Here is a 14,244-nt window from a genome sequence, read left to right on the forward strand (position 1 = left end):
CTCAATCACACCAGACATGAACATGTCTTTGACTGATACGTCATAGGTTTGTTTATGCAGATTTCTGATCGGCAGTGAACCTCGAACCGCAATCCCCATCCTTTTATCTGAAACACACCCATTCATTTCATAACAAACGGTAGCGTCATCCAGTTTCCATGGTAATTTCATATTCACCTATCCTGTTTAATATATAAACTATTTTAAAAATATCCGTCTTCTTAGCAGGTGGTTTTGCAATATACCCTCCTAGAAGGAGGCGAACAGGCTATCAATCTTTTAATAACTGTAACTGTTGCTCATATTCTAAGTCTTGCTTATCTGATGCCGGACATATCTTCGAATCACTTCAAGAAAACGGGGATAACTCAGTAACGCAGGAAAATGCTTTTTGTAATAGCGATGAATGATACCGAGGTGAAAGTTCTTAAAATCTCGCTGATGCGACATGTGAAAAGCCTGACAAAAATCATCGACATGACAAAATAAGTCTACTAACTTACGCATAGCTGGTTCCTTTGTGATGAGTCCTTCTTGGTCGAAAGATCTGATCGCAGAACCAGCTTTTAGTTTCATTCAGTTTTTATCCCGAGTTCAGGTTAATAAACAAATTAGATACTGCTTTTTGCGATTTCCAACGCCTGCTCCAAATCAGGAAGCTGCGTTAGCTCTGGTACACGTTGAATGTGTAAAATTCGATTACTTTTACCCACAACAATGATGGCCCGAGAAAGTAAGCCAAGCTCTTTTATATGTGCGCCAGTACGTTTACCAAACTCGTGATCAAAGGAATCAGATAAGAATGAGACATCACTACTGAGCTTATTTTCAGTAATAAAACGTGACTGAGCAAAAGGCGTATCGGCACTAACCGTGATGAACTCTAGGTGATCTGAGAACATTTTATTTTTGGCTGCTAGGCGATCAAATTCTACCGCTTGCTCAACGCAAACAGGGGTGTCTACCGAAACCAGTACATTGTAGATACGTACTTTACCGTTACCTTTAGTACTCACCGACTCCAGTGCTGAGGTTTTCAGCCACATAAGGGGCATCTTCTCCCCTTCTTTGACGGCATTACCACCAAGATTAAAGGTCGTTTTATGCTCTAGAGTCACGCTCTGCTCTGCCCCTAACCCAGCAGACTGCTCCGTAACTTCAAAGCCAGCGTTCACCCAACTAGAAGCGATTAACCCAGAAATAACACCAAGTAGAATAATTGCTCTTTTCATGAATTACTCCCCTTTCACTGCTTCGGCAACTTTGGAGTAGTCTGGCTCATCAGCGATTTCATTCACTAATTGAGAGTAAAGTACATGGTGATTTTCATCTAAAGCAATAACCGCTCTCGATGTCAGCCCTCTTAGTGCCCCTTCACTGATGCATACTCCATGATCTTCAGCAAACGTTGCAGAGCGGAAGCAAGAAGCAATCGTAACACTGCCTAGATCTTCAGCATCAACAAAACGAGACAAAGCAAACGGCAAGTCTGCAGACACACATAAAACGACAGTGTCTTGTAACAGTTCAGCCAATTGGTTGAATGCTTTTACACTGTTAGCACACGTTGGTGTATCAACACTTGGAAAGATATTTAAAATAATTTTCTTACCTTCAAATTGTTCAAGGCCAATGTCTGATAGATCTTTATTGCACAGAGTAAAGCCCGGTGCTTTTTGACCCTTTTGTGGAAACTCGCCTGAAAGTGCTACTTCATTACCTAGGAATGTTACTGACATATTTACTTCTCGCTATATTCGTTTTTCATCAATTTATTGTCTCGACTTAACGTAATGGTATGAAGACGTTCAACACTCCAAAAGCCAACAATCGTTAAGGAACGAGAGGCATCCTCCCAAAACTTTTCCATAGAGCAAAATAAACTTATAAAAACATTTATGAATCACAAAAATAATTACCAAGCCATTGATTTTAAATAAAAAATAAAACAAAGAATTCAGTCTAAAATTGACGTTATTTGACTAAAACCAAGAGGTAGCCAAAGCAAATGATAAGTAAGTTGGCAATAAATGAAGGAAAGCGGATACAGCATTAAGGAAAGAAATAATCAGAACAATGAAAAAGCCTGATGTTAGCCCGCTAAACGAGAAGGGAGTCGAGGCAGAACAGTGCCGAGAAAAGCTCAGCCCAAAGGTCATCACAAAAAATTCGTAAAGATGAACTCATTTTAGCGCGTATTCAGCAGCGCCTCTTTATAGGATTGATGAAAGGTAATGGTGAAAAGCAACCTAGTGGATAAAAATAGGCCGTTATTCACAGGTGATAGTAGTAATAACACGTTACATACCATAGATAGAGAGAGGTAACGTGCTATTACTTAGTTCAAAAAAGGGTTATTTACGCCGGATAATACACTTTACGCCACCTTCAAGTATCTTGGTATAGCATAAAACCTTTTTATTCCAATGGATAATTTGCAGCATTTCATTGTTCAAGCGGCGAAGGGCATGGGCTTCCACTTCAATCACTTTTTTATCGCCGATAGTACCATTCGGTAAAGTGAAGTCAGTAAATTGTACGAGATTATCACTATAAAAATCGGCAAAGTAGCTAAAATACATCCCCTGTTCTTCACCAGATATAACTCGACTTGAGTGTGATTTCTTATTGAAAAACATACGATAATTTACAGTATGGTAATCCTCTATAAAAAAGACGTCGCCGTTAAGCTTAAAATTCAAGTTATCGCTGTAATACAGCTGACTGCTTCGCCCATCCATGAATTCAGGGGAGTCTTTATACTTCACTACAACATTGGCTATTGTGGTGACAATGGCAAGGAATAGTAAAACCTTAAATAATCTATCTACAGAACTCATTCACTGTCACCCCTATGAAATAAAAGTTTTCCTTCAGAGAAAATGTCATATTTTTTACCCCTTGATCGCCAGTATTGGTATCAACATACATGCAGGATAAATAATAATTACTCACACCCGTTGAGATCAGTAATTCTGTTATTGGGGAAGTATTAAGGTGGTGACTTTCCGTATTCAAATAGTTATACAGTTTTAGGCTGGCGGGATTCTCTAAATAAAAAGAGGTCATCGTCCCCTCTTCTATCTCAACCCATTTATCGAGTTGCACATTCCAAGAGAATGTCAGCCGATGTAATAGATCCGTAGCTTGGCAAGCAAAAATAAGAGCAAACAATAAGATAAATAGGATTTTAATTTGTTGAGCGTAATTGTAATCGGTGTGGTTCTCTTTCTCTTCAATTTTATCTTTTAGCGGCGTATCGTTCTTTTCTTCACCGGTTAGATCAATAGCCTTCACTTCGTGCTCAGATGCCACTAATTCAACAACATTTTCAAACAACAGGTAACCTTCATACGGCACGGTTTTAATAAACTTTTGCTCTTTTCCGTTATCACCTAATGCTAATCGAAGTTGTGCGATACTTTGTGTCAAGCTGGCATCAGAAACAATACGATCCCCCCACACTTTAGAAAGAATATCTTTTTTGGAAACAACCTCACCCTTACTTTGAATCAACACTTCTAGCACACGGCATTCCGGGCCTTTCAACTTTTTAGCTATTCCTGTTTTGGCATTGACAAGTTGTTCCCTAGCAAAAGGATAAAGCTGCCATAATGATTCGTAACTCATACACACTTGCTCATTCAAATCAATTTACCCTAGGTCTCTACCTAGCTCTGTCATTCCCTCCTTGGTTGTGGCTCATTACATACAATGAACAGATGCATTACCGTACTGCATCGAAAAGAGCAAAACCTCATCACTCAACTTTACCTGACTGAGGGCGATGGTAAGACATTCCTTGACCTACTTTCGTCTTTAGAGCTCAATTTTGACGCAAAGATACTCGCTATTTTCATTAAAAACAATAATAAAATATATCCAATTAATATAAAGAAGGCATGTATATATAAAAATAGAATAATAACTCTATCAAAATAATATTCTATTAATCTTATACTTACATTGGTGCACTCGTTAAATATTACAAAATATATAAATATAAAAAGCAAATGTTTCTGGTTTACTACCTATGAGCTTAATAACCTATGAATAGACCTTAATAATTAAGAGCCATGGCTCATATAATAAAGCTGCTCCTATTTTTCATAAAATCAGGTATAAAGTGGATAGTCTACTTAACAAGCTGAAGGACTAATCACTCAGGCTGGTTTAGAAAGTAAGATCTGTGGAGTAGCGTTGATTTGAGTAAACGGTAATGATGGCAGAGATCCTGCCATCAACTCGTCGTTTGTCTGTGCACTAAAAGCTAATTAAGGAATAATGCTTTTAGGTTGTGGTACTTCTATTGATTGGGGCGTTTTCTCCATCCAATGTTTCAACGCTTTGTGTTTTTCTTTGCTGCCTTTTTGTGACCATCGTGAAGCAGCATCTTTATCTGCATAATCACTGGTCATACTTTTTGAAAAACCCGCATCATAGAAAACAGCTTTTTTAATATCGGTTGAGCGTGGTAGTACTACCCCAGAACCTTTTAGCTGGTAGGCTAAGTTCGGCAAAGTATTTAACTGCCGTAAATCATGAATTTTCAGTTTACTGGCAAACATTTCATCCTTGTCACTGAAAAGTAACTTTCCAAATGGCCTAATCCCTTTCACATTACGGCCATGTAATGCGACATAATTTGGCTGGAACTTCACAGCAAACATGTGATACTTTTCATCCTTATCGAGGCCAACTTTTTTACCCTTCATCCACTTTTGATATTCAGGTATCAAAGTCTCAAAGAACTCCGCAATAGCATCCTCATTTTCTTTCATTCGTTCTTTGTCCATCAAAGGCTTGCTGATGATCCATGGATTATCATGTTTCCTATATGTCTCTGGGTGACGAATTTGGTGATAAATATCTCCCACGTAGTACATATCTGACTGATATTTTGGCCCTATTACTTTCTCTGTGGAAGAAACATTCACCCCAGCGTAATGACGCTCCATAGATAACGTAACTTCAACAGGCTGCCGAGTCCAATTCAGCTCCATAGACTCATATTCTTTCTTATTCACCTTCTTTGATTGACCAAAAAGAATCAGGTAAATGTTGACTGGTTTATCCAGCGCCCAATCAAATCCTTCTAAATCTAACCCAGACCCTTTATGATAAACAAACGAGATCTTTCCTTGATACTCAATGGCATAAACAAAATCATCCGGCTTTTTCTCTAACAGCCTCACAGCGACGTCTTTACCACTATTAGGTGACGTAACAAATTCGCGGATCAACAAGCTTTTCTCACGCAGCTTTCTTTCTGTTGCTTGGAGCCCCTCATAATGCTGTAACGTTGTACTATTTTCCCCATGAACGCCAAGTATCAGGTTTTCATAACGTCGCTCGGAATTTTCAAAAACCAGATCACACTTCGACTCAGTTTCAATATAGAAATTATACGCCATACTTCTAAAATTGCCGGCTTCAACGTAGCGATCAAAATTAAAGTCATCACTGTCACTTTGAAAAACTTTCCAAGCATGTGCAAAGTTAGCAATAGCATGGGCATTAATATAGAAATCGGCGGTAAGCGGCTTTAAGCCAGAAACAACTAAATCACCAAACCAATACATAGGTTCATATTCAACCCCTGTAATTCGCTCAACTTGGCTGTCTTTAAAATATTGCTTTAAACTTTCATTCGGTACTGAAAAATCTTTATACCGCTTAGGGTAAAACAAAACTTGTGACGTCGGGCCATTAACGTTGAACAGCCCTTCATCTCGCTCGTAACCAATCTTGGCACTGAAAACCTGTTTAATGTCTGAATCAGGGCGGAATAGTATTTGCAGCTTTACTTTATGAAAAGGAGACAGGCGAATAGACTTCTTTTCTTTAATTCGCTTGTACCTCCAAGCCACGTACTCTTGCCAAGGCTCAGATTCATTCTGATCGGTGATCATTAACTGACAGAAGCCAATGTCATCTTGTCTTATGTATGGCTTACTGATTGAAAAGTTTTGCGTGAACTGCTCTAGCCCTTGAATAGAGTGATGCCTTGAATTGTCTTGCGTGTCATACAGTTTACGTTGGGTTGGGAACATTTTATTAAAGTCCCCACTCACAGACTTCGAAGGCAGTACTTTACTCAAGTTATTAGTTGAACCAACATATCTAGCATTAGTCGCCACACGTTTAATATGCTGCCCACGAGCCTCCCAAACATCGGCTAAATTGCGGCCTCGAACAGTATGCACCGACCAGCTATCATCCAGAATAAAGAAATCGATGTAACCTTGAATGTCCATTTCTTCTAAACGTTCCGAATCTCCTTTTGCTTTTACAAGAAGCAACATAAGGCCATTCAACGCTAGGGCTCTTAGCTTAAATCGTTTAATAACATCGTCAGCTGACCCAGCTTCTTTAAGCGACTTTTTAAGCTCTTCCTTATTCTTGTATGTATTCGCAGTAAGATCGACTTCTACGTCACTGAGATCTCTAAGCATTGATACATGAATACGAGCTAAATGCTCAAGGAAGAAAATATCCGTCCAGTGACTTTTAACTTCGCTCAACAAACCATCCATGATGACTTTATCCAACATCATCATTGCTGAACACACCAACTTGCCACCTTCTGCTACCAGCAGTGCCCCACGTGCCGCTGGCGCAACAAGAGGAATATAGCTAGCCACCCCTAACACCCCTTCCAACAACGACAACACCGCACTCAGCTGTTCTTTATCAATGTTGTATTCCGTGTTAACTCGCTTTTGGCGATGAAGTTCTAGGCTCCGCATCCCAGTGCGGCTCGGAGGAAAGTGTAAATTCAGCGAAGGAATATAGAATCGAACTTCTACGCGGCGGTTTGGGGCCAACTTTTCATTTTCACGGACAATCTCACTGTCGTCAGCTGGAACAAAAATAGGTTTATCTTCACCAAAACTGCGCTGGTTGATGGAGGCTTTCTTCTTGAATGCTGCGTTCAAGGCCTTTTCCATGTTTTGCGCACGCTCTTGCGCCACTAAATCATTCTTTTCAGGAGTATCTACCTGACAAGCATGGCCTTCAATTTCAATATGCAGGTTTTTTTCTTTTTTCAGCAGCTGAAAAATTTCCGTTAATAAAGGCTGTTTCTTAGTAATCTCCTTCTCACGGGAGTTAAAGCCGAACACCAAACGAAAACCAACGCCGCGTGCGTCTTGAATAAATTCAGCAGAATCTTTGGCTGTATCAGACTTTTCATTTCGATTCACTTTATCAATCAGCACTTGTAACTTATCTGCTGACACGGAATGTTTTTTTTCATCCCACACAGTAACGTGCTCAAGGTAGCTTTTCGCCACTGTTTCAAAGTCTTTCTGATACGTTTCGAGATCTTTTTTCGCTTTTTCTATTTTTTTCCAACTTTTGTGTGTTTTTTCTAACGATAAATACGTATTCACCGCTTCAAAACCCAAACTTCCTAAGCCAGACATAGAGCCTTTAAACAAACCCGAATCAGAGATGCTCAACCCCATTGCGCCCAAATTACCTGTCATGTAACCGTAACGCCTTTCTAAAATAGGGTCCCAAACTCTCTTTAAAAAGACCTCACTATCGAATACGTAACGACGAAACAGAGCACCAACCCCCACTTCCTTTGCGAGGGCCGCCGGGTTAGTAGGTTTCAAAACCGCCATTAATTGATCGTAAGCTTCAGAGGTTGCCAGCGCACCAATCACCAACTCTCCCGATGCAATCATGGCATCAGGTAGGTTTTTTTTATCCAGCTGCTCCCAAAAACCAGAGCTGATTGAATGAATTAACGTCTTCGGCTTTTCAAGGGCTTCGTCGTAATACACCTGAGGGCCCGACAACAGCGCGTCTTTCAACACACTTTTGCTGACTCCCCAAATGGCATTCATGGGGCTGTCTGCAGCGGCATTCACGTCATCAGAGGTTGATTCTAACTCTCCCGATAAGTATTGGCGCATACCTTCCAATTGCGGGTATTGATACAGCACCGACTCTTCCAGTGAAATAACATCCCCACAAATCATGGCCATTTTGCCAAAGGCAGTGGTCATGCTCGGTTTAATGTATTCGCGTAAATCATATTGATAATTTAATTCTCGATCCACATGAAAATAATCAATGTTCGACTTTGAGAGAAAACTTGGAAACCCTTTATCAAAATCACGGGCTAAAAACTGCACGCGAATGGTGTACATACCATCTTTAAACACCGCCGGATCCAAATGGAACACCGCACATGGGTTATCCGACGCACTCAATGCCGCTGCTTTTATCGGTTCTGCAACACTAACGTATTCACCATTCCCGCCTTTCTCAGGGTCAAAACGTAATAGTTCCACCGTCGCATCTGTGTATTCGGGACTAGAAAAAGCAACCACACAGCAATAAATGGTTGGCACCAAAAAGCCTTTTAATGGCGTATTTTGATCTAAGGTAGCCAGCCACTCATTGTAAGCCTGATCTTCTGGCTTAATGCTGCCATCGGGCTCTTTATCAATTTTGGCAGCCAACTGACTTGGCCAAATCTCAGTCAGGGTGAAGTTAATATCATTATCAATAGAGTTGAGCGGCTTTGCTTCTCCTCCTTCAGAACCACCCGCTGGCGGCGCAATTTTTACCGCTTTCACCACCTTTTCTAGCGCTTTACACAAAGATTCATGATTAGGGTGATTATTAGACAACTGTGCAATGGCACTCAGCGGTGGAAAAGTTAAGTGATGTGCTTCCCCTACCGTCATGCTGTGCACTGGCGCCATGCACTTAGCCGACTGAAAAGTGTTAGCTTCTTTATTTTTTTGTGGGCCTGGCCGTAAATGAGTCAACAAGCCGTGTTTATCCGTCACCAATAACTGCGGGGTTGTCGTGCTAATGTTCATGGCCACCGGCGTGTACGCCAGCGGCCTAACATTCGTAAGGCTTCGCTCATTCTTTAATTGTGCTTCTTGGTGCCAATTGGGGAATTGTTTTGTCTGATTGATTAGCTCTGGCTCAAAATAAGCACCCAACAAATAATAGCGGGCATCAAGGCAAGTTAATTCACTCATTGCTCTGCCTCCACTAAAAAGTCACCGTTATTGGCAAACGCATTGTAGAGGGTTGGCTTAGTGGCACTGTGTCCTGTACCAATCACCGCCCATTTGTGGTATTTGTCTTCACGTCCATCGGGGGTTAATGTATCCAGAATCACGTTTGATGGCCCCCGCCAACGAAATTTAGCACCAAGACTCATGATTTGCATCGAATAATAATAGCCGCTGTCTTTATCAAACTTTTTGAAAGTTAATTTGTCCATATCTATGAAAATATTAGAATGTCGCGTTTTCGCCCACACATAGCGGCCAGTTGGGCTGATAGACTTTTCTAAAAAAATCATATCTGGGATCTCTTTTCCCGAATCTTCTTCGGGAAATATATAGCCAATTTGCTTATTGGATGCTTCATCAAAAATATTAACGCCTACATCTGCAACAACAATCCGCTTATTCTTATAAATAACAGAGTCTGGCGTCATATCAATATCAACTTCCACTGATTTCTTTGTGGCCATGTCATATTTGTAGTAGCTTCTACCATCACTGTAATAAAGGTAACTGCCATCTTCCGCCCATAAGAAGATTGGTAAACTACGAGAACTACCTAAAATACGCGTTTCTTGAGTTTTCAGATCAAATAATGCTTTATGTAACCCTTTCGTGTTTGCGTACGCATACGCCAAGTAACGATTATCCGGAGAGCGCTTCATTTTACCGCGAATGCTGCCTTCAAACGCATCCGTCACCAAGCGTAAATCGGAGCCATCTGTTTTCATGCTCCAGATCTTTTCACTAATTTCATACGCATCACTTCCCGGCTCACTTTTTCCGTTATCCCACTTAAATTGGATCCGAGGTAAATCATAGGACGCACTGTCACTCAAGTCTTCACGAGGCCACTCTTTGGCTTTGTAGACAAAGTAACGAGGACGCCACTGCTCATTATAAAAATGCTCGCTGTCGTCGTATTCATTGTACGAAATGTAGTTATGCTCACCCACGTACTCACGGCGGGCATTGGGAAATTCAGGGTTCACTGGCTGAGCTTGCTCAACCTCAGCCTTAACCTGTGTTGCAGATTCATCCTGACAGCCAGGAAGCACAATAAGTAGTGCCAAAGAAACCAGTAATGGAGGAAATTTTTTCATTATTTATTCTTTACCATTAAAAATTATAAATTAGATTCTTGAGACTTAATGTAAGCCCCTAGTGAGTTACGCCAAATAGTCTTGGATAGGCACCTGCTGATGTATCATCACTTCAATGTATTCTTCATTGAGATCACCACCACGGGTAAAACGAACTAAATCAACCTGTTCCACTTCTGGCGGCCAACCTGAAAAACACACCAATTTCACCGCTTTCGTTTTGTCTTCGTATTCACATTCGCGCAAGTACGCCCGTTGCTGCCACTGCTTGTCTATACAGCGCATCTCAAAATAATCATCCGAGTGATCCACATGCACTGTGGCTTGGTATCGAATCCGGATAACTGGTTTCACCTCATTCAAATACATGGATGCAATGTTTTTATCTAACTGGCTAGCGATCAGCCCTTGATGGCTCATGTCCTCAGTTCCAATATCTGGCATACACAGAGGAGCAATAATATCAGCATTAGAATCAAACGCTTGCTGTGCGCTGTAATTTTCCAACTCAGCCAATGAAACACCAAGCTCAGCGGGAGACTCTTCCAGCTTATTAAGCTCGGTTAGTGATAATTGTTCTGCACTGTAATAAGCAAACAAATCACTTTGAGCTTCCCCTTGTATTTTGTAAGGCAGCCAAACATGAGGCAACGGAGCCCCTTCCGCTTCTCGCAATTGTTTCACGCCGCCACTAACTGGGCTTTCCACCGTGGTTAACTCAAACGGAGGCGTTTCTGGGTGCTCCGTTAAGGTCACCGTCACTGTCTCTTCCGTTAAGGAGTGAATGATCGCTTCCCCATATTCATCCAGCACTCCTTCAAAAACCACGGCTCCGTTTTGGCTTACCGTAAAAGGTTCCAGATCGAAAAAACGTTGGTGTTCTTTATCGATTAACTGAATGTCTACATGGCGCATTTTTTTTGCCGTAGAAGTGGTGTTACCACGGTAATAAGCTAGGTCAATGTCGCGGAAGTAGCCTTTACCATCAAGAAAAATCTCTCGCCATACCTTATTTTTCCATACCACATAGAGATACCCCGACGGATATAGCTTCGCTTCTGCCTTATTTTTATCCGCTGAGGTGTAATACATGGGAATGGCAGGGATTAAAACCGTATCCCACTCATCCATTTCATGGTCCTTCTTTACTGGTTGAACATTTTCAGCTAATAAAAGTTTAAGTGGGTTTGGGTAACCACTTAAAGGAACATTAAGGTAGAGGTTTTTTGGCTCTTCTTCCAGAGCTTTAAACTCAGCTAGGCTACGGTGCTCCACTTCAGGATCAGGACGAGGCTTGGTGACTTTTTCATTTTGAGTGTCTGTTTTACCCAAAGACAAAGAAGCTGAGTTGCTCGACCATTGTCCAGCAAACTCCACCACTATTTTATGCTCAGGCCCAGGTTCTACGGCAACATATTCATGCACAGGGGGCAAGACATAATCATTAACAACGGGTTTAAAGCCAGCCTTAACAATACGTTCTGGGGCTTCATTTAAATTGCATATAGCCCGCTCAAGCTCAGGCATTTTCCTGAAAGTATTCTGAGGGATTGGGGTATTTCGTTGTCGTGTACCAAGTGCAACCCATTGGCCCATCTGTAGCTGCTGCTCAATACGTTGTATTAGTGGCAATGTAACGCGTGCTTCCACCTTTCCTAACCGCGTAGATACAGAAGAAGGGAGTTGGCGAATAATATCATTTGAGTGTCTTGCACGTTGAAATTGTGCGTTTAACTCTTGTGGGGTGATAAGAAAATCGAGGTCGCTCTTGATTAAGGAGCGACCTGATTTAAATACTAACTTTTGCATAGACACTCCGAACTAAAAAAATAAGTCCGCAGTGATTTGAGTTGATTAGACTCACGATAACGTTTTGAAATGCTTTCCGGAAGCTATCTTATTTAAAATGTATTTTTTTACAAGCCTTCAGAGCACAAACAAACACTATGACTACAATAAACGTCAGAATGACTAGCAATATATATGCTTGCTTCAACAGCAAAAGATAAAAAACCAAGAGGTAGCCAATTAACCGGCTTATTAAAAGTCGGATTTATTGCATAGTTCTAAAAAACGGGTATTTAAATACCTTTAACACAAACATATAGGTTTATTTTACAGATTCACTAATTACTAAACTCACTCCCTAAAGCATAATCAGACAAAGGAATAAACTGAATTGTTTTTATTTTTAGCTTTTTAAAAATATTTACAATGTATTCATGAACAATCATTGGCGCCGTAAATACTTTATTCGGATGAAGAATAAATCTATTCTCTTCTTCTATCGGGTCTAAGACTTCTGACTTAAGAATAAACTTACGAACAGTATACCTTAGAGCCTCTTTTTTATAATTTATTAATTCACTTTTATCAAAGTCTACGCAATTCAACCTATCATATATATTAAAGAAATAATAATTTTCAATATAATTACCATTAGGATCCATAATAATGGCTGGATAAAGCTGAAAATTATTAACATTCAAGTATTTCAATAATTCATACACTTTTTGTGAAACAACAGGATAACTACCATCCATATGAGCATCACCAAACACTGGCTGTTTACCTTTTTTATTAAAAGCTTTATCAAAACTTGCCTCGAATATTAAAGGTTCTTCTCCGAAAACTAATTGAGAGCTTTTATACTTCCTTTTTCCTGTTTGTTTTGTTGGCTTTAAATATACTGTATCTTCATTATAAACATTTCTAACGATATAGTATTGTTCTTCGTATGGTTTCATTGTCGCTTCACCTATGACTGTTGCACTTATTATCTGAATTCAGGTTATGAAATGAATAAACAGCCTAAATAAGGCAGATCATTGCTCTGCCTCCACCAGAAAGTCACCGTTATTGGCAAACGCATTGTAGAGGGTCGGATTAGTGGCACTTTGGCCTGAGCCGATCACCGCCCATTTATGGTATTTGTCTTCACGTCCATCGGGAGTTAGTGTATCTAGAATCACATTTGATGGCCCCCGCCAGCGGAACTTGGCACCGAGACTCATGATTTTCATTTTGTAATAGTAACCACTATCTTTATCAAACTTTTTAAAAGTCTGAGTTTGAGTATCCATGAAAATATTTGAATGGCGTGTTGTTGCCCATACATAACGGCCAGTTGGACTGATGGACGCTTCGTAGAATTTAATATCAGGGATATCTCCTTCAGGCTCAGGTAGAAAAGTGGTTATATATTCCCCCGTCTTTTCATCCAGAATACTGTAACCAAAATCTCCAACAAGAATACGTTTACCTTTATAAATCACTCCTGTTTCATTGATACGAGTGTCAACTCCCACTGCTTTCTGTGTAGCCATGTCATATTTGTAGTAACTTCTATCATCACTGTAATAAAGGTAACTGCCGTCTTCCGCCCATAAGAAGATCGGTAACCCGCGGGAACTACCTAAAATACGTGTTTCTTGAGTTTTCAGATCAAATAGTGCTTTATGCACTCCCTCAACATTTGCGAACCCATACGCCAAGTAGCGATTATCCGGAGAGCGCTTCATTTTACCGCGAATGCTGCCTTCAAACGCATCCGTCACCAAACGTAAATCAGAGCCATCTGTTTTCATACTCCAGATTTTTTCACGCCTTTCATACGCATCACTGCCCGGCTCGCCCCTTCCGTTACCCCACTTAAATTGAACCCGAGGTAGTTCGTACGAAGAGCTGTCATTCAAATCTTCACGGGGCCACTCTTTGGCTTTGTAGACAAAGTAACGAGGACGCCACTGCTCATTATAAAAATGCTCGCTGTCGTCGTATTCATTGTACGAAATGTAATTATGCTCACCCACGTACTCACGGCGGGCATTGGGAAATTCAGAGTTCACTGGCTGAGCTTGCTCAACCTCAGCTTTAACCTGTGTTGCAGATTCATCCTGACAGCCAGGAAGCACAATAAGTAGTGCCAAAGAAACCAGTAATGGAGGACGTTTTTTCATTATTTACTTTCTGTATATTATTTTTGATTTAATAAGGGCATCTATTATTCTTTGGTGAAGAAAACAATACTCCACCACTTTCTCGGTTTATTGAAGAATGCGTAGATTCGATACCACAGAGATGAAGTCTAAGGAAGG

At 40.6% G+C, this 14,244-nt stretch carries 10 protein-coding genes; all 10 read right to left on the reverse strand.

From position 1 onward, the window contains the following. Positions 1-611: 611 nt before the first annotated feature. Positions 612-1,232, reverse strand: a complete 621-nt coding sequence (locus tag MHO82_RS23615; RefSeq protein WP_239188650.1) for a peroxiredoxin — start codon at positions 1,230-1,232, stop codon at positions 612-614. A 3-nt stretch (positions 1,233-1,235) separates the two neighbouring features. Further along, on the reverse strand, positions 1,236-1,739 hold the full coding sequence (tpx, locus tag MHO82_RS23620; RefSeq protein WP_239188652.1) for a thiol peroxidase: 504 nt from the start codon (positions 1,737-1,739) through the stop codon (positions 1,236-1,238). Positions 1,740-1,741: 2 nt separating this feature from the next. Further along, positions 1,742-1,870, reverse strand: a complete 129-nt coding sequence (locus MHO82_RS25830; protein ID WP_275440771.1) for a hypothetical protein — start codon at positions 1,868-1,870, stop codon at positions 1,742-1,744. Between the two features lie 484 nt (positions 1,871-2,354). Beyond that, positions 2,355-2,840 carry a hypothetical protein gene (locus MHO82_RS23625; protein WP_239188655.1) on the reverse strand — a complete coding sequence of 162 codons (486 nt, stop codon included), beginning with the start codon at positions 2,838-2,840 and terminating at the stop codon, positions 2,355-2,357. Beyond that, the gene (locus tag MHO82_RS23630) at positions 2,824-3,630 is read right to left on the reverse strand and encodes a transcriptional regulator (RefSeq protein ID WP_239188657.1); all 807 of its coding nucleotides are present in this window, start codon (positions 3,628-3,630) and stop codon (positions 2,824-2,826) included. The genes MHO82_RS23625 and MHO82_RS23630 overlap by 17 nt, the downstream gene beginning before the upstream one ends. Positions 3,631-4,274: 644 nt before the next feature. After that, on the reverse strand, positions 4,275-9,011 hold the full coding sequence (locus MHO82_RS23635) for an OmpA family protein (protein WP_239188659.1): 4,737 nt from the start codon (positions 9,009-9,011) through the stop codon (positions 4,275-4,277). Continuing rightward, positions 9,008-10,147, reverse strand: a complete 1,140-nt coding sequence (locus MHO82_RS23640) for a Tricorn protease domain-containing protein (protein WP_239188661.1) — start codon at positions 10,145-10,147, stop codon at positions 9,008-9,010. Before MHO82_RS23640 ends, MHO82_RS23635 begins: the two co-directional genes overlap by 4 nt. A 66-nt stretch (positions 10,148-10,213) precedes the next feature. Continuing rightward, on the reverse strand, positions 10,214-11,956 hold the full coding sequence (locus tag MHO82_RS23645) for a hypothetical protein (RefSeq protein ID WP_239188663.1): 1,743 nt from the start codon (positions 11,954-11,956) through the stop codon (positions 10,214-10,216). 317 nt (positions 11,957-12,273) lie between these two features. Beyond that, entirely contained in the window at positions 12,274-12,894 is a 621-nt protein-coding gene (locus tag MHO82_RS23650) for a DUF1629 domain-containing protein (protein ID WP_239188665.1), read from the reverse strand. A 78-nt stretch (positions 12,895-12,972) separates the two neighbouring features. Next, positions 12,973-14,106, reverse strand: a complete 1,134-nt coding sequence (locus MHO82_RS23655; protein WP_239188667.1) for an SMP-30/gluconolactonase/LRE family protein — start codon at positions 14,104-14,106, stop codon at positions 12,973-12,975. Positions 14,107-14,244: the final 138 nt, after the last annotated feature.

Source organism: Vibrio sp. Of7-15 (assembly GCF_022347565.1).
In the GTDB taxonomy this organism is placed as follows: Bacteria; Pseudomonadota; Gammaproteobacteria; order Enterobacterales; family Vibrionaceae; genus NORP241.